The 20,816-nt window shown below is 43.9% G+C and carries 17 protein-coding genes; 4 read left to right on the top strand and 13 right to left on the bottom strand.

The features are described 5' to 3' along the window. Positions 1-128: 128 nt before the first annotated feature. The 8 genes from hgcB to pncB form a co-directional block, all read right to left on the bottom strand. Positions 129-434: a mercury methylation ferredoxin HgcB gene (gene hgcB / locus V7O63_RS09815; RefSeq protein ID WP_340818321.1), complete on the bottom strand. Its 306-nt coding sequence runs from the start codon at positions 432-434 to the stop codon at positions 129-131. Then, on the bottom strand, positions 434-1,507 hold the full coding sequence (gene hgcA, locus V7O63_RS09810; protein ID WP_340818320.1) for a mercury methylation corrinoid protein HgcA: 1,074 nt from the start codon (positions 1,505-1,507) through the stop codon (positions 434-436). The genes hgcB and hgcA overlap by 1 nt, the downstream gene beginning before the upstream one ends. 279 nt (positions 1,508-1,786) lie before the next feature. Next, positions 1,787-2,068 (bottom strand): hypothetical protein, encoded by a 282-nt coding sequence (locus V7O63_RS09805; protein WP_340818319.1) that lies wholly within the window; start codon positions 2,066-2,068, stop codon positions 1,787-1,789. Between the two features lie 138 nt (positions 2,069-2,206). Then, the gene (locus V7O63_RS09800; RefSeq protein WP_340818317.1) at positions 2,207-2,392 is read right to left on the bottom strand and encodes a DUF1059 domain-containing protein; all 186 of its coding nucleotides are present in this window, start codon (positions 2,390-2,392) and stop codon (positions 2,207-2,209) included. Positions 2,393-2,473: 81 nt separating this feature from the next. After that, positions 2,474-3,487, bottom strand: a complete 1,014-nt coding sequence (locus tag V7O63_RS09795; RefSeq protein WP_340818316.1) for an ABC transporter ATP-binding protein — start codon at positions 3,485-3,487, stop codon at positions 2,474-2,476. Further along, positions 3,488-4,183 (bottom strand): GTP-binding protein, encoded by a 696-nt coding sequence (locus tag V7O63_RS09790; protein ID WP_340818315.1) that lies wholly within the window; start codon positions 4,181-4,183, stop codon positions 3,488-3,490. Next, positions 4,180-5,415 (bottom strand): ABC transporter substrate-binding protein, encoded by a 1,236-nt coding sequence (locus V7O63_RS09785; protein WP_340818314.1) that lies wholly within the window; start codon positions 5,413-5,415, stop codon positions 4,180-4,182. The genes V7O63_RS09790 and V7O63_RS09785 overlap by 4 nt, the downstream gene beginning before the upstream one ends. A 776-nt stretch (positions 5,416-6,191) precedes the next feature. Beyond that, positions 6,192-7,400: a nicotinate phosphoribosyltransferase gene (pncB, locus tag V7O63_RS09780; RefSeq protein WP_340818313.1), complete on the bottom strand. Its 1,209-nt coding sequence runs from the start codon at positions 7,398-7,400 to the stop codon at positions 6,192-6,194. Between the two features lie 196 nt (positions 7,401-7,596). Here pncB and V7O63_RS09775 point away from each other — a divergent pair, with 196 nt between their 5' ends. Beyond that, entirely contained in the window at positions 7,597-8,400 is an 804-nt protein-coding gene (locus V7O63_RS09775) for a winged helix-turn-helix domain-containing protein (protein ID WP_340818312.1), read from the top strand. Between the two features lie 67 nt (positions 8,401-8,467). On the opposite strand, the gene V7O63_RS09770 is transcribed toward V7O63_RS09775, so the two are convergent. From V7O63_RS09770 to V7O63_RS09750, 5 genes are all read right to left on the bottom strand, one after another. Further along, positions 8,468-12,307, bottom strand: coding sequence for a methyl-accepting chemotaxis protein (locus V7O63_RS09770; RefSeq protein WP_340818310.1), 3,840 nt, complete (start codon positions 12,305-12,307; stop codon positions 8,468-8,470). A 473-nt stretch (positions 12,308-12,780) separates the two neighbouring features. Continuing rightward, positions 12,781-13,713 carry a PAS domain S-box protein gene (locus tag V7O63_RS09765; RefSeq protein WP_340818309.1) on the bottom strand — a complete coding sequence of 311 codons (933 nt, stop codon included), beginning with the start codon at positions 13,711-13,713 and terminating at the stop codon, positions 12,781-12,783. Positions 13,714-13,894: 181 nt separating this feature from the next. Continuing rightward, a complete protein-coding gene (locus tag V7O63_RS09760) occupies positions 13,895-14,266 on the bottom strand; it encodes a hypothetical protein (RefSeq protein ID WP_340818308.1) in 372 nt (123 codons plus the stop codon). Between the two features lie 70 nt (positions 14,267-14,336). Next, positions 14,337-16,811: a DUF3656 domain-containing protein gene (locus tag V7O63_RS09755; RefSeq protein WP_340818307.1), complete on the bottom strand. Its 2,475-nt coding sequence runs from the start codon at positions 16,809-16,811 to the stop codon at positions 14,337-14,339. Positions 16,812-16,952: 141 nt separating this feature from the next. After that, on the bottom strand, positions 16,953-18,464 hold the full coding sequence (locus tag V7O63_RS09750) for a small ribosomal subunit Rsm22 family protein (RefSeq protein ID WP_340818306.1): 1,512 nt from the start codon (positions 18,462-18,464) through the stop codon (positions 16,953-16,955). Between the two features lie 252 nt (positions 18,465-18,716). Here V7O63_RS09750 and V7O63_RS09745 point away from each other — a divergent pair, with 252 nt between their 5' ends. The 3 genes from V7O63_RS09745 to V7O63_RS09735 all read left to right on the top strand — a co-directional run bounded on the left by V7O63_RS09745 (position 18,717) and on the right by V7O63_RS09735 (position 20,802). Next, positions 18,717-19,109 carry a B12-binding domain-containing protein gene (locus V7O63_RS09745; protein WP_340818305.1) on the top strand — a complete coding sequence of 131 codons (393 nt, stop codon included), beginning with the start codon at positions 18,717-18,719 and terminating at the stop codon, positions 19,107-19,109. 118 nt (positions 19,110-19,227) lie between these two features. Then, on the top strand, positions 19,228-19,629 hold the full coding sequence (locus V7O63_RS09740; protein ID WP_340818304.1) for a tetratricopeptide repeat protein: 402 nt from the start codon (positions 19,228-19,230) through the stop codon (positions 19,627-19,629). 57 nt (positions 19,630-19,686) lie between these two features. Beyond that, a complete protein-coding gene (locus V7O63_RS09735; RefSeq protein WP_340818303.1) occupies positions 19,687-20,802 on the top strand; it encodes a hypothetical protein in 1,116 nt (371 codons plus the stop codon). The last annotated feature ends 14 nt before the right edge of the window (positions 20,803-20,816 follow it).

Below are 20,816 nucleotides of genomic sequence, written 5' to 3'. Positions count from 1 at the left end.
AGCAAAACAATCCTATTTTAAAGCACTCTATCATAGGTCTGTTCGTATAAAAGGATTGTGCATGATACTGCTTTTCTTTTGCAATATTCGGTCATTGGGATTATTTAAAGTCCTGTTCCTGCAGATCCTCACTGACAACATCCATCCTCTCCGCAGCAGACTGCATCACTATCCATATCCTTGCCTTTGAGTGCTGCACCGATCATAGCCCATGCACAACCTACACCACTCTCGACCTCGATAGCCTCTACTGGACAGTTACCGGCACATGCTCCGCATTCCATGCATTTTTCTGGCCTTGTGAGTTCCACATGTCCCTTTCCTTTTTCCCCTTCAGTGAAAACCCCGTGAGGGCAGACTTTTGTACACATGAGACAGTTGATGCATTTCTCAGGATAGTATTGAAGTGTATTCTCTTTGTATGAATTGAACATCAGATCATCCCCATTAAACGGCTGGCTCCAATAATTACAAGGCAGAGTGTTCCAGTACCTGCTTTCAGTGCCATATATGGTACATACCTGAATATCTCTTTCTTCACCCCGGTTCTGGACGTATAGGTAGTGCAACCTGTGAAGTTCAGTGCAAGGAATCCTATAACTGCCGGAATTATAAGGAACAGGGATATCAGTGCAAGGATCTCTTCCCAAAGTGGCAGTTGTGTGTTGGCTGCAAGGACTATTCCGAATGGTAGCGCTGTGAGCCATCCAAGGATGATCCCTTTGACACTGAGGTCATGGGCAGGCAGGAATGGAAGGAGGACAGGGAACAGTACTGTTCCTGAGAATGCTGTGGCCACCGCAGCGAACGCTGCAAAGGGACCGGACAGCAGGTAAAGTAAAATGGCAGCCACCAGTGTTGGTTTTACCACATGGACGAATTCTATGGGTGTCAGCACCAGTCTGTCCCAAAAGGTGAACCTGACCTTTCTCATTTCAGGTGTTGCAGTATGGTTCCTGAGATATTCAGGCAGGTCCTTTGCACGGACAGGCCCGTATTCCACCTTGAATCCCGAACGACGTTTTACCTCATGTGCAGATACACCGGGAGCACCGAGCTGTGGCAATATCAGATTACTATGGTTCACTACCTTATCAAGTCCTGACCATTTGATACGCCAGACTATCTCGTCGGTCCCGAATGTTCCTTTTCCGGCAGCACACCAGACGTTGATGCCTTTCGTGTCTATGACAAGGATATAGCAGTCGATACCTGCAAGTGAACTGCGGAGCGCATCGAAACTGAGGGTGTAGTTGGCTGAGACGAAGACCGGAGAATCAGGGTCCGGATCACCGAGTTTGTAGATACCGGGTTCTACTATGTGCTCTGAGCGTCTGAACCCCCATCTTGCAAGGAAGTGGTCCAGATGGTCACTGAACGTGAGAGTGCCTGTGGTCTCATGTATCTCAGGTGCAGGGCTATCACCAAGACCTATCATTGTGATGAACTGGGATGTATCTGCTTTTGTGTCCGATGAATCGCAGATATCTTTGTTTTTAGTGTCCATGTACTTCCCTACAGAAAGATGTTTCAAAAATATTTGAACAAACCTAGTATGCAAGGATGTTACATATATATCTATCTGGTTGATCTAAAAAGGGATATTGATCTTTACTCAGGACCATGAATACTTTTACTTCATCTTTTCGGAGTGTGCCAGCTTTGCCGGGTACTTAGGTCTGTTAAAGTTGTTCCTATCTCCAAAAACTCTCCATTAAAAGAAGATCTCTTTATTATGGACAATGAGATAAGCTGGTTCAATATCTGTCTGATCCATAATTTTCGATCATTTCGACTCTGGAGATGTTATGGAAACCCGGAAATCCCAATTCAGTTTATTTTTATTTACGGGTGAAAATCCACATCTTAGCATGGCTTCTTTAAACTGTGGATTTGTGATGAAGAAACCATCTGGTGATTCCTCGAAAAGAAGTTTAAGCGCATAACTGGCGTAAGGTTTCTCTGGTGTTCTTTGTGGCAGTATATTTGCCATTATCCAATCATCAAGGGCTTTTTTTTGATCATCGGGTAATTCGAATTCATCTGTATCTTTCTTCTTTTTTGCCATGTTGACCCTGAATGGTCTGGAATTATTTAATTTGTATCCTCTTAAATATCCAAAGGGTAATATTTCAGATGAAATTAAATGACTGTTAAGGGGTAAAAAAGGAGCCAAAAAAAAGATTAAAAAAGTTTGTATTCGATCTTACTCTTGCTTAATCGCCGCTTTGATCATTTTTTGGGTTTCAGGATCATTTATCTGTTCATCAGTATAGCCATGTTCTTCTTTTGCATGCTTTACAGCAACTTCCATCATTTCATCAATGGTCTCTCCCTGAGCAACAAAAGGACAACTAACTCCTGTATCTTTACACGCTAACTTATATGTCATATGTTATACACTCCCAATTTACAATATCTTCTTCTTTCTATTTAAGAGGTAACTGACATGATATCGGTACAATGAATCAATTTATACCAGCAGTTCGCTCAGATCGATCTCTTCCCCGGTTCTTAACTGATCCCTGAGCTGTGTGATCTTCCTGTCTATCTTCTCAAGACTTTCCAGATGCTTTTTCTCATCATCTGTGGTCTTCATGAGCTTTGATATACCGCCGTTCTTAATGACAATTCGCTGGTCTGCGGAGAGGGCCAGGAGAGGGTCGTGGGTACTGATGAGGACTATCTTGTTATTGCTTACCAGGAGTTCCAGAGACCTTACCTTGTCGACACCAGCGTTCTCTATTTCGTCTATCAGGACAACTGATGCGGGGCTCAGGAGTGCTGTGTCTGCGATCATCAGGGCTCTTGACTGTCCTCCTGAAAGTTGTGTTACAGGGGTCTCCCTGCTGAAAGGCTCACCTGCAAGGACATTCGCTGTATCGTATATCTTTCGGACTATGTGGGATATCTCATCCACCATACGACTCTCGGCGTGAAGTGTCAGGAAATCCTCTACACTGAGATCCATGACGAAGTTCATGTTCTGTGAGAGCTGTGCTATAAAGCGTCCCTCGGTGGAGAATCGTTCCTCATCATCCGGGAAGCGACCATCGACCATTATGCTGCGTCCGGTGGGGGTATCATTCTGTGCAAGGGATTCTATATCGGCAAGGAGACGGGATTTGCCAGATCCGGTGGGACCAACTATCGCAGTCACCTCTCCCTTTTTCAGCTCGACCGAGAACACCTCTTTATCGCCATTCTTGTCCTTTCCGGGAAGTATGGTCAGGCATTCCACCGTGAAGACGCTTTCCTGCTGAAGGGCTTTGACCTGCTCTATGAACATGAAGAGACCGTCTATGAAAGCATGATAGTCGCTTCCTTTCTCCTCGAAGAATTCCTCTCCCGGAGTTACTTCAAGTTCTTCCAGTCTGATATTGCCGAACTGTTCGGTGTCCATGGAGAACGATGAGAGATAATCCTCGATCCATGGCATCATTTCCATAAGCTCACCTATGGTCATATGAAGCATTTCTTTGCGCAATCAATCATCTCCTCTGAAGTTCACAAGCTTTGAAACGCCTATCTGTCTGTCATCACCTATCTTCCTCTCACCAAGGCAATACGAACACAGGGCTCCGGGCATGGTGAATCTAAGTGTTGCTCCCTGAAGTGTGTCCACAGCAGAGCTTTTCTCCACGAACTTTGCAAGATAGAAACTCCCCTGTCCTGTAACTCCGTTGATATTCACGATCATTCCGCCGGGGTTGACCTGCCTGACACGGTATGCGAAAACCTCGCGTTCCGCCTGAGAGACGATATCCCCTTTCGTGATTACTACAATGTCTGCAAGTTTAAGCATCGGACCGATCTTCCTGGGTGTGTTGACACCGCTGAGGTTATCGATAACACATATAGCGAGTACATCCTTGATGTGCGGGGAACAGCGGTTGCAAAGACCGGCACTCTCTGTGATAAGGTAGTCGAAATTCCGTTCCTCTGCCCATTTCAGGGCCTCTTCTATATTACTTACAAAGAAATGGTCGGGACATAGTCCTCCGGATAGTCCGGTCCTGACAGGTATATTGTGAGCTGAATACATTTCCTCATCCTGCGAGGACAGGCAGTCGAACTTCACAACACCTACGGTATGACCCTTGCTCCTGAGTTCCTCAATGGTCCTGATGATTATGCTGGTCTTTCCCGATGACGGTGGGCCTGCTACGGTAACAAGCCTCAAACGACACCTCCGGTTATCATGAACTGCTTGTTGAACACCTCTGCTATCTCCTTCTTGAGAGCACCGATATCAGTGTCCAGCAGGAAGTCCCAGCCCAGCCAGTAGAGCGAGTCCACGTCCTCCAGTTTGTTCTGTACATCAGGATGGGTTGTGGGGAAGAAGGCTCTGGCTGATATCTCGCCGAACTTCTTTCCACAAAGGAAATCAGTTATTCCCTTCACTCTCTCGGTAGCCTCCTTTTTTACCAGCATCTGCACCGGACTTACAATTGCACCTTCTTTTGGTACGGTAATAGTTACTCTGGACTTATCCTTGATCTTCATGGCGAAGAAATGAGGCATTATGTACATTGGAGGGACATCATCCTTCCTGCTGTCGATCATCTTCACCATCTCGGAAGGATGGGACCCGGCATACACGGATGAAGCAAGCTTCTTGATACCATCCATTCCGTATAACTGGTAGAAGGGTATCAGTACGCCATTACAGAAGAAGCCGTTCTGTCCACGCATGATCACTTTGTTACGGAAATCCTCTTTCAGTACATCTTCCCATGAAGTAGGTGTGACCTGTCCGTCCATGAGCTCATCTATGGTGACAAGGACAAGGAGATTTCCGGAGAGCATTGTGAACTGACCTCGCGGGTCTGCAAAACCTATTGACTCAAAGTCACTGTTCATTGGTGAGGCACCAAGGTCCGTGAAATATTCATAATTGAGGAAATTCTCCTGGAATGGTTTGTGATAGAAACTGTTGATGTCGGAACTGATGATAATATCAGGCAGTTCTTCAACCGAGGTGACGGAATCCATATACGCATAATAGGATATCTCATGGTTCACATTACCTTCTACAAGGGAATGCAGTACATTTCCTGTCTCTTTGCTGTACTCGGTGGAGAATTCATTGAGAGCCCTGTTGAAAGGCATCTTCATCCCGCATGGTAATAGGGCAAGCAGGGTCAGCTCTTTCTGTCTTTCAGGGGAATCTGCAAGGGTGAAGTCTCCATTTGCTTCATTGTCCGCAATGGCCTGGTTCAGAAGCTCGATAAAGGAATCCTTGTTCACTGCTACCATTGAAAGTGCGGTTCTCAGTTTGAGCAAAGGACCAAGCTGGTCAAGAACATCCTTGTTCTCGAACTTACCCATGCCGTGCTGCTTGAATATTTTCAGTAGAAATGGATATTCATTTATGATCTGGTATATACTCATTGTTTCGTCTATTTTTTTCATATCATTTCCTCTGATTGTTTTTTTAGCAGTTTTCTGCATATATTACGGGAATTGTAGGGGTTGCAGGGATGCCAGTTATTCCAATAGCAATACAAACATATAAGTATTGTCATCTAAGAAGTACATTTCCTACTACTGGAGTATGTGAATTTAATTAAAATTCCGGGATTACTTTTAAATCAAAGATCATCCTCGGTTTTATAGGAGAGTTCATCATAATGATGATATATTCACATGTAGATATATTTAAATAGTATACAAAAGTACTATTTCATACTCAACAAACATGTAAAATAAAAACGATAACAACAGAGACCTGAATCACGGATATTTCGTTTCATCTGTCATCCCCTCAGATATTGTCTATGAATTAGGCACATCTGCATCCGTATTCTGGTCTCATGTTTGAAGTGGAGTATGAGCATGGATTGGGATCATGTTTGTTGAGGGGTTATTGTCATTATGGAGCTAAATACCCCGGTCTTTTTTATAATTCTATGTTTTTCATGTATACAATAGCGCAAAGGATAACGATATTCTTTGTTAACAACGTGAAAAAGAATCATCTTCGCAAAATTATTCTATATTTATGCCCCAATAATTAAGAATGTATTTATAGGACCAGGTCCTTTATTGTATTGGGGAAATATATGAATCATAGCACTTATCTCGAACTCAAGAAAGGATTTGCATTGTTTCTGGTCTATTTGTCCTTAATGGTCTCTCTTGGCTTAATGTCAAAACTGACCCCGTATCTTTGATGAGGTCGGATAATATCATTCATCGAGTCCTTTCCTGCCAAAGATGTAGTTTGCCACGCGGATAGCGTCACTATCCCCTGTTTCTTTTCCTTCATCATCACTGAGCTTCACCACAGGTATCTCATCTATGCTATGTAGTTTGATCACCATGTTAAGAGGCGGGCTTGATCTGAAGAACTCATGATTGTTTGTCAGGCTCGTACCAATTCCAAAGATGCAGTTGATCCTGCCTTCGCATTGTTCCTTGATCTCGATAGCATCTGCAGCAGAGAGTGAATCACTGAAGATGACGACCTTTGTCATCGGATCGATCCCCATCTTCCTGTAGTGTTCCATCACCCTGTCAGCGAACTTCAGAGGGTCACCACTGTCATGTCGAACACCATCGTACAGTTTGGAGAGTTTCAGGTTGAAGTTCCTGAAGAACGGCTCTGAGCCGAAAGTATCTGAAAGGGCTATTCCAAGGTTACCTTTGTAAACATTTGCCCAGTTCTCAAGTGCAAAAAGATTGGCATTGCGCAATCCGATAAGAGCGGAAGTTCCCATTATCCATTCATGACCGATGGTCCCGGTTGGTCTGACACCGTATTTCTTTGCAAGGTAGACATTGCTTGTACCAGAGAACGTTTTGCATTTGTGCAGTTTCCCAACCGTGATGTCCTGTATCTCAAAACTTCTTCTTCTGCGTGTTCCGAACTCGGAGAATCCACAGTTGTTCTGCTCAAGTTCTCTTGCGATACTTATCATGAGCTTCTCGTATTCCTTCAGGAGATTGTCATAACCGGGTATATCACCGTGGATCTCATCCTTCCAGTCTGTCTCTATCATCTCAAAATAGAGTTCTGAGATAGTTGCCATAAGGACGATCTCCCAGAGGATGCTGCTATGCCAGGGACCCCGTATCGTAAGATCGAGATCTGACTCCTCATTCAGTCCTACAGTCACTTCAGAAGGGTCGAAACGATAATTCTTAAGGTACTCGACATAGCTGGGTTTGAAATACGGACATTCAGCTCTGAGCCATGTGTATTCATCCTCAGTAAGGCTGAGACGGCTGATATCCTCATCAATGATCCTTCTCAGTTCACCAACGAACGCCTGCGTGAAACGTTGCTTCCCTCTATTGGTGAACCTGTATTCCGCAGATGCCTCCGGAAATAGCTCAAGGACTGCCATCTGCATTGTCAATTTATAAAGATCATTATCCAGTATCGAGCAGATCAAGTTGTCTCTTCCTTTTTCATTTCTTAAAAGTAATTGCTGTATAGCCTTCTTACATCGTATAACTTTTTTCTATATATCATGTTTGATTGTGTTGTAATCGATCAAAAGAACAGATCATGGTTTTTGGTATAGATTAATATAGTTAAACACAATAATAATGTACCGTTTAATGTAAGGACCAAAGAACGAAAAAGGGATGATCTGTCTGAGCAGCGAAATAAGCAAAAACACACATAACAGCAAAGATGGCCTTGAAGAAGTATTCTTTCAGGAGTTCAGGAACCTCAGGTCGGAGATAATATCGCTCAAAATAGATGTTAACAAAGCACTGGAACGCTCAAATCACCACCGCGAGGATGCCATGTTCATGGAAATGAAAGGTGATCTCTCTCGTCCCATATTGAACTACATGCTCAAGGACACAAAAGAGTCATTTGACGAAGGCTTCTGTATCGACTGTGAAAATAAGGACATCTGCAAACCTGCTTTTTCCGATCTTCTTCATGAGATGGCACTACTGCTTCTTGAGGACAGGGTAACCGAAGAGGCCCTGGATAATTTCAGTGAAAGGTTCGATGAACTGAAAGGTTTTGCGATCACGGATAATTGCGATGGATGCGTTCAGACAGCTTCAAGGATCTTCGATAAACAGATGGGGCTGATACGTTCTTTCAACACTCCAAAGGAAGAAGTCTGCAGTGATCATGATATTGATATCAATGATATTTCAGACGACGTTGTCACCGATGTCTGTGAACCGTTTGCCAATAAACAGCGTCTTGCGATCATGAGGTCGCTGCACTCTGATACCCGGAGCTTTTCAGAGCTTTCAAAGATAACAGGCCTGCGTGGAGGGAACCTTCTCTTCCATATCCAGAAATTGCTGGATACGGGGATGATACTACAGAGGACCGAACGCGGGGATTATATGATGACAAAAAAAGGATATCTCACATTGAAAGGAATGGCTGAGCTTCACGAAAAGCTCAGCAACATCTAGTTTTTCATTTTTACGGGAGGTCGTATATCCGGGATATCTAACATCCGGAATATCCAATATGTAAGGTTCAGACAATTAACGTACCATATTGCATCTTTTTCTCTGTCATCTCATCTTCGGAAGCTGATATCTGGGATGATCTTGATGCACTACTCCCATTGTCTATCCTGAATTTAGAAACAACAGAGCGCATTTCTGATGCAACATCTGCCAGTTGCTGTGCTGAAGCCGTCAATTCCTGCATGGATGCTGTCTGCTGTTCAACGGCTGCAGAAGCTTCCTCTGTACCTGCAGCAGATTCCTCGGATATGGAGGATACCTCTTCGATAGAGGCTGTGACCTCCTGTATTGAGGCGGATTGCTGTTCAGCAGCAGCAGCGATCTCCTGGACCATTTTAACGATAGTGTTCCCGGATTCTACAACACTGTCGATCGAACCTACGGCCTCATCAAGGGACTGGGCACCTGTTGCTACCTCTGAACTGGCCTGTTCCATTGAACTGACCGCATTGGTAGTACCTTCCTGCATTGCATGAATGAGCGTTGCGATCTGCTTTGCTGCATTTCCTGAATCCTCAGCAAGTTTCCTGACCTCATCTGCAACAACAGCAAAACCACGTCCGTGTTCTCCTGCCCTTGCAGCCTCTATGGCAGCATTGAGTGCAAGCAGGTTTGTCTGGTCAGCTATATTTGTGATAAGTTGAACGATCTCTCCGATCTGGTTGGATTTCTCTGCAAGATCATTTATGTGCTGTGATGATTCCTCAGATGCACTTTTTATGCCGTTCATCTTTTGCTGGAGACTCTGGGCTACAGTCCCCAGGTTCTGTATCAGCTCATTTGAGGCAATAGAGCTCTCTGCTGTCCTCTGTGAATTAGCTGCCACTTCCTGGACCGATTGTGTCATATCGACCATTGTCCTTGCAACCTCTTCTGACTTGGAGGATTGAACCTGTGCTCCTCTGGATATCTCTTCAACGGTAGCTGAGACCTCATTGGCAGAAGTAGCTATCTCGGCTGATGAACCTGACATCTGCTCTGCAGTTGCAGCAATGTTCTGTGCATCTTTCATTACAGTTGAGACTATATCGTTCAGGGACCTGCGACAATTCTCAACACCATCGGTGAATTTCCTGAACTCACCAGCTCCCTGTATCCGGGAGTGGCAGGTAAGGTCATTGTTTGCAATTGCATCAAGCACGGCATTTGAATCCGAAATGATCGCCTGCAGTTCCTGGCCGAAGCCATTAAGTGTATCTGCCAGTTTCCTGAGATCGCCTCTGGTCTCAATTTCAACTCTTGTGTGAAGATTGCCTGAAGAGTATTCTTCAATAACCCTCGAAGTCTCTTCTATTGGTGTAACTATGGCATCAAGGCAATTGTTCACACCTTCAACTATCTTTCTGAAGTCACCACTATGTTTCTCTGTGTCGGCACGTGTTGAGAGCTTTCCTTCAATACCTGCATTGGCAAGCATCACCGCATCATTTACAAGCAGGTCCACCGCATCGATGCACTGGTTGATATTGTTCTTTATCTCATTGAAATCTCCCTGATATTCATCAGCGATCTTCTCGGGTATGTCACCTTTCGATATGCGGTCTATGTATTCAGCAGCCACATTAAGAGGGCCTATGACAGAATCCAGAGTTGCATTCACGCCTTCTATGATCTGCCTGTAGTTGCCTTCAAAGCTGCTTGCATCTGCACGTTCATCCAGCCTGCCTGCAATTGCAGCCTCTACAAGATCATGCACTCCCTTTGTGATCTCCATTTCCTTACTGATATCAAGGACATATTCCAGACCACCAATGATCTCTCCATCCTCATTCTTCAGAGGAGCACCCGAGTATCTGATAGGAAGTTCCCCGGAAGGCAGTTTAGCGATAGTATCATTCGTACAGATCGAATCTGTCTTCATTGCCTTTGCAACCTGGCAGTTTTCCGTATTACAATGTCCCGTATTGAACAGGTCAAAACATTTCTGACCCACACATCCTTCAGGCGTGCTTCCTACAGCTGCTGCTCCAACGCCATTCATGAACTGGATATTGAAATCTTTGTCAACTACCATTACAGGTGTAGGCACCTTCTCAAGGTAGTCTGCCTTTATGCCTGCTTCTTCCAGAGCTGTTTTTTCTGCGGTCTTATCCATTACAATCTCAAGTGCTCCGATTATCTCTCCACTCCTGTTCCTGATAGGAACACCATTGTACTCGATCACAAGGTCCTTGCCTCCGGGATGGGCATCGGTCTCACTGGATTCACTTCTGCCGGTCTTCATTGCTCTTCCGCAGGCACATTTGTCCGTATTACAGTCGGATGTCCTGAAATTATCGTAACATTTCTGGCCGATCAGTTCCACAGGTTCCTTGCCGATAACAGAGGCACCTGTTCTGTTCATATAAGCGATACTGAAGTCGTTGTCGATTATCATGAAAGGAGCAGGGATCTGGTCTATATGACCTACCAGGGTGTCGATGACAAGGTTGATATTGGAAACAAGGTCGGCAAATTTACCGTTGAACATCCCTGCATCACCTCTGGTTGCAAGTTTTCCTGCAACTGCTGCATCTATAAGATTGTCTGTCTCTCCAAGGAGGGCATTCAGGGAATCGATACACTGATTGAGATTGTTCTTGATCTCATTGAAATCCCCGTTGTAATCATCTGTTATCTTTTCAGGAATGTCACCTTTAGAGATACGGTCCACATATTCTGCCGTTACGTTCAGGGGTCCTATCACTGCATCCAGACAGTCGTTCACCCCTTCCACAACCCTTCTGAAATCTCCACTGTGTTTTGCTGCATCTGCTCTTGTGTCAAGTAATCCTGCCACTCCTGCTTCAGATAACATCAGGGAATCCTCTACAAGTGCATTTACCGCATCTATGCACTGGTTGAGGTTGTTCTTTATCTCGTTGAAATCCCCGTTGTAATCATCTGTTATCTTCTCCGGGATGTCACCCTTTGATATTCGGTCCACATATTCTGCCGTTACGTTCAGGGGTCCTATCACTGCATCCAGACAACCGTTAACCCCATCCACAACCCTTCTGAAATCACCGGCGTGTTTTGCTGTATCTGCTCTTGTGTCAAGCTGACCTGCCACCCCTGCCTCTGATAACATCAACGAGTCCTCTACAAGTGCATTCACTGCATCTATGCACTGGTTGAGGTTGTTCTTTATCTCGTTGAAATCCCCGTTGTAATCATCTGTTATCTTCTCCGGGATATCACCTTTAGATATTCGGTCCACATATTCTGCCGTTACATTCAATGGTCCTATCACTGCGTCCAGACAGTCGTTGACCCCTTCCACAACCCTTCTGAAATCCCCATTGTGCTTTTCTGCATCTGCCCTTGTGTCAAGCTGACCTGCCACTCCTGCTTCTGATAGCATCAATGAGTCCTCTACAAGTGCATTCACCGCATCTATACACTGGTTGAGGTTGTTCTTTATCTCATTGAAATCCCCTTTATACTCATCCGTTATCTTCTCGGGAATATCACCTTTTGAAATACGGTCGATATATTCAGCAGAGACATTCAGTGGTCCTATTATCGTATCCAGAAGCTCATTGAGCAGTTCGAACATCTTTTTTGACTCACCGGTAAAAGATTCGGTCTGTATCCTTGAATCAAGACGTCCTTCAGTGGCTGCTTCAACAAGTGCGGATACCTCACTCAGGATGAGCGAACAATTCATTTCTTCACCGGTGTTCTTCTTTGTAGCCAGTTCGCTCTTTAAATTCGCAAATTCGTCAAGTAAAAGATTGATACTATCTGCAGTTCTTTGATCCTGCTGTTTTGATTGGGTCCTGATCCTTGGATCATGGTTCCCTTCCATAAAGCTGCTTATAACTTCTGTTATCTCTGAATTGAGTTTCCAGTCTTTATTGAACATATTGCATAAACCCCGTCTATTGTTTAATAATAATCATAATCTTTGTAGCACAAAGATACACTTTGGAGCACTCTCTTCAAAAGCATCAATGCTATAATTAAATAATCCTAAAAATATAATATATATATTTATTTATTAACAATGTGAACAGATATTTATTTTTGACATTCACATTGTTAAGTATTAAATAAATTATTTAAGATTGCCTTCTCAAAAATTAGTTAAAATTCGAATTAACACTTAAACAATATCATAAAAATATGTATGTTAGCACAAACAATTCTGAAATAAAGTGTTAACTGCTACTTATTAGTATATGCATTGAAAGATGCTACCTAAAGCTTTTCAATTTCTTCCTTATGAGGGACAAAAATAGCCTCGATCCTGGCATCAAAATGATAAATTCAGATATCCCTTGTTGCCCGATAATTGTATTCCATTGAATGGAGATGAAAATAGTATCTGTATAAGGATCAGAGATCTTTAAGGACGGTCTCCAGCAGATAATATTGTTTTTCCAGTTCCGGTATCATAGACATAACATCATCAAAGTTATCCAACTTAGCTGACTGTTCGATCTCACCTGCAATTCTGCTCAGGGCGATTCCCGAGATGTTTGCAGATGCACCTTTTATCTTGTGGGCATACTCCATGACCTTCTGCATTTCACCTTTCTCAAGATGTCCTTTCAGTTTGGCAAATTGTCCGGGGGCATCATTCAGGAAGATCGAGATAATACGGTTACGAACATCTTCGTTATCGAGCCTTTCCATCAGGTCCTTTTTGTCAAGGATGTGTGGGTCGTTCGGGATGTCCAGTTCCTTTTTGATACTATTGTTACCATCGCTTGTTGTCCGGGCTGGGTCCAGCCATCTATTCACCAGATCTGCAAGGCCCGCATCCTTTAATTCACTGATCGCATCAGGACTTGTGTGCATGATATCAGCAAGTCTTTTCAGGCAATCTTCCATCTGGTGAAGTTCCTCTTCAGCCTCCTTAAGGGAAGTGACATCATTGGATATGTTCGCTGTACCCATCAGTGTTCCATCATGATCGAATATCGGGAACCTTCGGGCAGAAAGAACATGCTTTTTCCCATCCGGGTAGATTAGCGTTTCCTCGGATTCAATATACTCTTCCGGCTTCAGTCTTAGTGCCTTGAGTTCGTTCTTCAGATGGCTTTTTGAAAGTTCTGAATTATGGGGGTCAACAAAAAGTTCCTCATTGGTCTTTCCAATAAGTTCTTCTACAGAATTCACACCTATAGCTCTGGCAAAAGACATGTTAGCAATTATGACCCGAAGCTGAAGGTCTTTCACAACACAGATATCAGGACTATTTTTGACAATTGAAGCAAAGATCGGACCATCTTCCTTTGCAAATTCCTGTGCCGGTCTTTCAGACAACTTATCACTCCCCGTCATATTCCGCATTGCAACTTCTGGTATCTTTTCAAAAAAGGATCGTTCACGATCAGTATTTCCCGGAGGGGACCGATCATTGAACTGACCTTGCAACAATTTATAAAATCTTTTTTATAATATACTATTCAGATGAACAGGAGATTATATAAAACTAGCGTTGAGCTCAGATAAATGAGATCGGTGAATTGCCGGTCTTACATTCCTGCAGTTCCATATATATGTCCATGATCTCTTTTGCACTCTGTTCACTGACCTTCTCACTGATGAATTCAAGGAAGACTGTCATATAGTGCGGAGGTATGCAACCAAGACTTTCCTCTCCGGTCTTTATAAGTGACAACAGGTAATCAAGGTCATCGTCATCGAGTGCGGAGATACGTTCCCTGAAATCCTCTTCACTTTTTGCAAAGTGGTTGGAGAGTGGTGGAAGTATGGACCTGTAGGGCGCTTTTGACCCTGCACACTCAAGTCCTGCACATTCGGGAGCTACCTTCTTCAATACTTCTATATCTCTGGGGGAAAGTTCTCTTGCCATATTATCACCTTTCGTTTTTTTACCTATAAATATCAATGACCGTAAGCGTTCTGTGATCGCATTCTGTAGTTTACAGGACGCCTTTGAAATAATGTCCCTGGTCATATTCCTCATCTCGTGAGGACTTCAGCTTTATCTGTTTGCCTTCAAGGGCTTTTCTGAAATTACGCGTGATGTCCTTGATATCATCTCTGCTGTTGTAAAGGGACAGGTCCAGTCTCAGGACGTCTGCACCAGAGTCGCATATTTTGTCAATGTCCTCAAGCATATTGAGCACAGTGGAATTGTAGATAAGGGTACGTTCATTCTCTCTTCTTACAGGGAATGAGCCTTTGGTATTATCAATGAGCAAGACCTCACTGTCCTCTTTGATAGTACCGTCATCGATCAGAGGCTTCAGGAGATCGTTCTTTGTCACAAGCAGGAGTTCACGCCCATAGGCAATGATCTCTGTCTGTACCTTCGGATCACTTGCAACACAGGCATCCTTGATCTCTTCCAGGTTCAGTTCAGTTGAAAGTGTGACGCGATAGGCACCGGATGTCCCGAAAGCGTTCACTGTGTATGCATTGAAGGGATTGAACTCCTTCTGGGCAACGAAGGGTGCATTCAGTTCGTTTGCCAGCCTTACGGTTCCGTAGTTCGAACAGGAAAGACTGAAACCTGCATCTACCACCTGTTGCATCAGTTCCTTTATCGCAGGCATTTCCTCTTCAAAACTTATGGGTGGTGTGATAAGGACAAGTTCGATATCCTTCTCTTTCAGTCCATTGACCCTGAGAATATTGTCCTCGTTCATCATCTCGCTGAAAAGACCGATCGGTGCATAGATTATATCAGCACCTGATTTTGATGCAACGATAACGGAGTCGATATCAGATACCTCTACACTCAAAAGTGGTATGTTGTTCCCTGAATCCAAATTGCCTTTTTTCCTATTGTATCCGGTGGACACATCAGGACATGCACGGTTGCGACCCTGTGACTGGAATCTGGAATTGAAAAGCTCATCCACAGCTTCCCTTCTGGTCCCGGAGAGTGCTCCAAGGGGAATGAATATATTATCATCAATATCAAGGACTATATCCTCTGCGTGGAATGTAGTATCACCGAGCTTCGCAAGAGAAGTTATTATCTGTTCCCTGTCGGTTGGTGCTTTTTTTGCTTCCTGTACTTCATAATCGCTTATGGACTCTGTTTCCATGTCCCTGCTCTTTACAGATACCCTGAGTTTCTCTCCTATCCTTGCATGGAGAGTTATCTTCAGGGGTGTGGTATAGAGCTCGGTATCCTGCAGGCTCTGCAACAACTGCGGGTCGGTGGATACATAGACCTCATCACCTTTCCTGATCGACTTACTGGTCTTGGGACTTATCAGAAGGGTGGCCTCTTCTCCTTTCTTTGCCACATCCACCGGCTTTCCATCAACAAGAACTCCGTCGATACGGCATCCTATCATCCTTATCTTCGTGTTTATGCTGATCCCGTCATTGGGTTTAATATCCTCAAGAGGGGTGATGGTGAGTCTGCCTTCATCCTCTGACTTAGTTATACCGGATACGGTACCGAGATAGGCACCATAATTAGCACTGTATTTCCGCTGGGTGACATCGTCTTTACCAAGTACGAAACCTCGTGTGAATCCCCTGTAGAACAGTTTTGCCAGTTCGGTTTCCATTTCCTCCAGTTCTTCTGCACTGAAGTTCTCTCCTGTATCGCATATCCTTTCCGCAACAGTACGATAGGTTCTGGCACTGGCAGTCACATATTCGGGCTTTTTCATCCTTCCTTCGATCTTCAGGCTTTTGACACCGCTCCTTATGATCTCTTCAAGTCCGGGGAAGGTGCAGAGTTCTGCACAACTGATGGGATAGTCACCGACAAGTTCACTGTCTATTATCTGCCCATCCACTGACATCTTAAATGGTCGTCTGCATGGCTGGAAGCATGCTCCCCTGTTCGCACTTCTGTCGGTTATGGCTGTACTGAACAGGCATCTTCCTGAGAATGAGTAACAAAGTGCACCGTGGACGAATATCTCTATCTCAACGGATGTCTGGTCGATGATGCTCTTTACCTGTTCCGTTGTAAGTTCCCTTGAAAGAATGACCCTTGAAGCACCTGCATCTTCCATGAAGGCAACACCCTGTGGGTTGTGTATGGTCATCTGGGTGCTTGCATGTAGCGGAAGGTCCGGGAAATGCTCTTTCAATAAAAAGAAAAGACCGAGGTCTTCCAGTATGATGGCATCTATATTGTAAGCATATGCCTTGTGAACTATGTCAATGGCATCCTGAACCTCATTCTGTTTGAGTGGTATGTTCAGTGCCAGGAATACCTTGACACCGTATGAATGTGCTAACTCTATGTTCTCCCTGAGTTCACTGATTGAGAAATTCTTTGCACCCTGTCTTGCATTGAACTCGCCTACACCCAGATAAACTGCATTAGCTCCTCCTTTTATTGAGGCTTTCAGGGCTTCAGGGTCTCCGGCAGGTGCCAGTATCTCAGGTGGTGTACATCTTGAAGGGCTGTTACTATGCATATGGATCAGGTTCTATTGATTGAATGTAAGGATATTCCACGAAGTTATCGCAGGCACCATGCAGATTCAGCATTAGTGTAATATGCGTGTCGGCCTGTAATATGTTCGTCTGATTTAAAACGATTTCTACAATCGTGTGTCTCAATGTTCTTCGGCTTCAGAATAGGAATCTGATTCTATCGTAGTACCTTTTCCTATGAGCAGGTTGTACGAATCGTTGGCTTCATTGTACTTTACAAGCACATTGAATATCCTGAGTATGCTTCCATACTCTGCCTTTGTGATAACCTCATTGTCCTCTGTGAGATTATGGGCGGGCAATACCGCATAAACTGCCTTTTTAGAGGTACCGTCACAAATACGATAGAGACTGTACTTTTCGTCTCCAAGGTCTCCCGACATCAGTGAACACATCACATTTATGCGCTTCTGGTTATGGGTATCTATCTTTGACATGCGGGCGAACTTTGACTTTGCAGGAGTGATGAAACTCTGTTTTGCCAGTTTATCCTTTCTGAGTATCGCGTATGAATATTTGATATCCACATTGATGTATCGGTAGGGTTCGTCGCATTCTGCCATTCTCACCATGAGCCTTGGAGCCTTTATATCCTGTTTCTGCTCGAAGCTCCAGCATTTGTCCAGTGTACATTCGCCGGACCAGAGGAATGAACAGGGACTGTAGATCTTAAGGCCGGCTTGTTTTAGCATTATGCTGAGCCTTCTCATCTCTATGGAGTTGTTCTTGTCAGCAGGTTCTATTATTACTATACTGCCATCAGGGGATAATCTCTCTGACATCTTCTTTACAAGAGCGGTCCTCTGCTGGAGGTCAAGGTCCTTCATCTCGTTCAGCACATTTGAAAAGACCATGAGGTCGATATTCTCAGGTAGCTTTTCGATGTCAACTTCACTGATGTTGGCTCTGATGGGTTCTTTCACAGTGACATTTGACTGTATCGCTGCATATTGTGGGACAAGGAAATTGTAGGCTTCCACATTCTCATCGAAAAGCTCGATCGAGTGGATCTCAGCCTTGTGATCATCAAGACGGTTGTACAGGTCAATGATGGACAGGGGTATAGTACCGGGTCCGGAACCGATATCCAGTATCTTCATACGGTCCCGCAGGAGTCCTTCCTTTGCCATATCATAGAGCAGGTACTGGAACTGTACGAAATATACCGGGAACTGGTATGCAAGGTATCCAAGTACATCGTAGCCTTTCCCGTAGCTTATGTTCCTTGCTTTCCCTTCTTTCCAGTAGCTGTTTTTCTGGTTCCGGATGGCCTTCCTTATCTTTTCAAGTACGAAGGGATCATCCCATTTCTTGCTGGTCTTCTTCTCTATGTATTGTTCGATGAGACGTTCCATTTTCCTTGAAACACCGGGTGAACTGAAAAAGAGGTCGTTCTTCTTTATCTCATCACCGGACAGCTCTATCTGTTTTCTGGAGGCTGCCCTGATGATCCTGTAATCATTACCTTCCTCAATGACGTCTACCCCCAGTTCAAAGAACAGTGGTTCAAGGGTCTGGTATACCTGCCGGACAGATGCTTCTTCCTTGAGGTAATCTGTAAGTTCTGATAACATGAATTCCGGTCTCATACGTGAGACGTATTTGAATGTGGATATGATCTCCCTGTCTGACATTGTTGAATCATAGCTCTTACCATGTGATAAATATGGTGATTAAAAGGGTGATTAGACAGGGTGGTCAAAAGGGTGATAGTAGGTGATAGTGGTGTACCGTTCATCTCAGGTGAGATTTTTTGAAGAACTACAAAAAGGCGTATCATTTAAATATCATTAAAGAGTAGTCAAATTTAGTTGTTTTAAAACAAGTTAATTGGATTAACACGAACGATCAGAACAACAGGTATGAAGTGAACAGGGAACTTCCACATGGACGAGGGATCTTCTCTGAACAATATAGAAAGCATAGAAGGATACGAATTAAGGATTGGTCAAATGGAAGCTGACAAACCGTTAAAACCATTATTTCAGAAGATAATAGAAAAAGCACGGGACTCTATTCTGAACTTTGACAGCGTCGAGGCCGAATCTGCCGTAAGGGAAGCGGTGGATGCAGGCATGGACCCGGTTGATCTGATAGAGAACGGATTCATTGAGGGAATGAAAGAAATGGGTGACCGCTTTGAGAATGGAGATGTCCCGCTTCTGCATATCATGGCAGCATCAAGGATCATGGAAAAAGGTCTTTCAATGCTGAAACGTTGTGCAAGTGAGAGACATATGGACCTGAACATGTTCGGGAACATCGCTTTGAGTATATGATATAAGATATCGATCATAAGGTATCTTATCTATTTTATTTTCAACTCATCAATTTATTTTATATTGAGACTGTTCACAGGGTGAAATATTTATTAATAATGAACATTCATTTTTTATTATGGATGGTTCTGCTACAAATGAAGAGCTCCTTCTACGTCAGTCCGATATCCTGATCGCTGACGGGGAATACGAAAAAGCGATATCCTGTCTGGATGAGATCCTTGAACATAATCCAGAGGATGAAGGGGCCCTGTCACTCAAAGGACTTGCCTATTGCCTTAAAGGTGAACCTGAAACAGGAATTGCTATCTTTGAGGAAGCTCTTGAGATAGATCCTTTCTCCAGGACCGTGCTCATAACCTTTGCAGATGCATGTCTTCATTCATCGATGCCTGAAAAGTCACTGGAGATCCTGGAAAGGGCGATAGGTTATTACCCGCAGGATGACGGGCTCGTAATGCTGAAACAGGTCATACTTGGTGCAAGGAACCGCAGCAGTGTCAATTCATATTTCAACTGATATTCCAATTGAGACAAAACCAGTAACTATTTATCTGCACACTTTATAGTAATTTACATGAGCTGGTATGTAATTGATGCTGTAGGCCGTGCCATAGAAAGGACACGGACATGTCTTATTGAACCCTTTGACCTCTGGAAATGGATCAAATTAGCCATAATAGCTTTCTTTGTTGGAAGTGGCAGTGGATTCAACAGCGGGGGGAATGGTGGTTCCTATGGTGATTCCAATACGGACTTCTCAGATGTACCGGCCGGTCTTACCGAGATAATGGATACGATACAGAATTTCTTCGCATCTCATTCTGTGGTGGCCCTTATGATCGGTATTGTCCTGGCGATAATTCTCTTTGTACTGGTGATGAGCATAATCAGCAGTGTAATGGAATTCGTTTTTGTAGGATCGCTGGTATCCAATGATGTACAGATACGGAAATATTTCAAAAGATACTTCGGAAAAGGATTATCACTTTTCGTTCTGCGCATCCTGTTAGGTCTTGTGACCTTAACGATATTCGGTCTTGCAGCATTGCTTTTCCTGTCAATTGCAGGTATCTCATTTGCAAGTCTGGCAGATCCGGACTCGATCAACTTCAATGCACTACTCCTGATGTTACCTTTTATGATATTATTCCTGATAGCTGTTCTTTTTGTAGTTGCGCTGATAATGGGGGTCATAAATTCTTTTATCAATATGGCAATACCGGTCTCGATGTACTCAGGGATCAGTCTCTTCTCCGGATTATCAAGGGTAGTTGAACAGTTCAGACGTGACTGGCAACAGATCATCATATACTGGATAGGCCGCCTCATACTTGGTATTGCTGTGGGAATAGCTGTTGCGATAGTCGGGGTTATCGTTGCCGTCCTCGTCCTGATCGTTTTGGCTCTTGTTGCCTTTGTTTGCTATTTTATTTTCTCGGCACTTGTCTCAGATACAACTGTATGGATCCTCTTGATACCAATAGTTATTGTCGAGTTCATTCTCTTCATTTTCGTGATGTCGTTCGTATCAATGCCTGCAAAGGTCTTCATGAAATATCATATGTTGACTTTCCTGCAGATGTGGTATCCGGTGGACCTGCCTATATTTGATTCTCGCCATAATATGTATAAAGGAGGAAATGGCAACATTGATGATGGTTCGGGTCCAGTGGCCTTACCAGAAGAGTGAATAGACAGGGTAAA

It is taken from the genome of Methanolobus sp. WCC4, from assembly GCF_038022665.1.
GTDB lineage: Archaea > Halobacteriota > Methanosarcinia > Methanosarcinales > Methanosarcinaceae > Methanolobus.
Note: the sequence above shows the minus strand (reverse complement) of the source record. Positions and strands in the feature narration are given on the sequence as shown.

What these genes read in the sequence shown, in the direction of transcription:
- hgcB (WP_340818321.1), bottom strand. Translation starts at nt 434, where the DNA reads ATGTTCAATTCATACAAAGAGAATACACTTCAATACTATCCTGAGAAA.
- hgcA (WP_340818320.1), bottom strand. Translation starts at nt 1,507, where the DNA reads ATGGACACTAAAAACAAAGATATCTGCGATTCATCGGACACAAAAGCA.
- V7O63_RS09805 (WP_340818319.1), bottom strand. Translation starts at nt 2,068, where the DNA reads ATGGCAAAAAAGAAGAAAGATACAGATGAATTCGAATTACCCGATGAT.
- V7O63_RS09800 (WP_340818317.1), bottom strand. Translation starts at nt 2,392, where the DNA reads ATGACATATAAGTTAGCGTGTAAAGATACAGGAGTTAGTTGTCCTTTT.
- V7O63_RS09785 (WP_340818314.1), bottom strand. Translation starts at nt 5,415, where the DNA reads ATGAAAAAAATAGACGAAACAATGAGTATATACCAGATCATAAATGAA.
- V7O63_RS09775 (WP_340818312.1), top strand. Translation starts at nt 7,597, where the DNA reads ATGATCTGTCTGAGCAGCGAAATAAGCAAAAACACACATAACAGCAAA.
- V7O63_RS09770 (WP_340818310.1), bottom strand. Translation starts at nt 12,307, where the DNA reads ATGTTCAATAAAGACTGGAAACTCAATTCAGAGATAACAGAAGTTATA.
- V7O63_RS09760 (WP_340818308.1), bottom strand. Translation starts at nt 14,266, where the DNA reads ATGGCAAGAGAACTTTCCCCCAGAGATATAGAAGTATTGAAGAAGGTA.
- V7O63_RS09755 (WP_340818307.1), bottom strand. Translation starts at nt 16,811, where the DNA reads ATGCATAGTAACAGCCCTTCAAGATGTACACCACCTGAGATACTGGCA.
- V7O63_RS09750 (WP_340818306.1), bottom strand. Translation starts at nt 18,464, where the DNA reads ATGTCAGACAGGGAGATCATATCCACATTCAAATACGTCTCACGTATG.
- V7O63_RS09745 (WP_340818305.1), top strand. Translation starts at nt 18,717, where the DNA reads ATGGACGAGGGATCTTCTCTGAACAATATAGAAAGCATAGAAGGATAC.
- V7O63_RS09740 (WP_340818304.1), top strand. Translation starts at nt 19,228, where the DNA reads ATGGATGGTTCTGCTACAAATGAAGAGCTCCTTCTACGTCAGTCCGAT.
- V7O63_RS09735 (WP_340818303.1), top strand. Translation starts at nt 19,687, where the DNA reads ATGAGCTGGTATGTAATTGATGCTGTAGGCCGTGCCATAGAAAGGACA.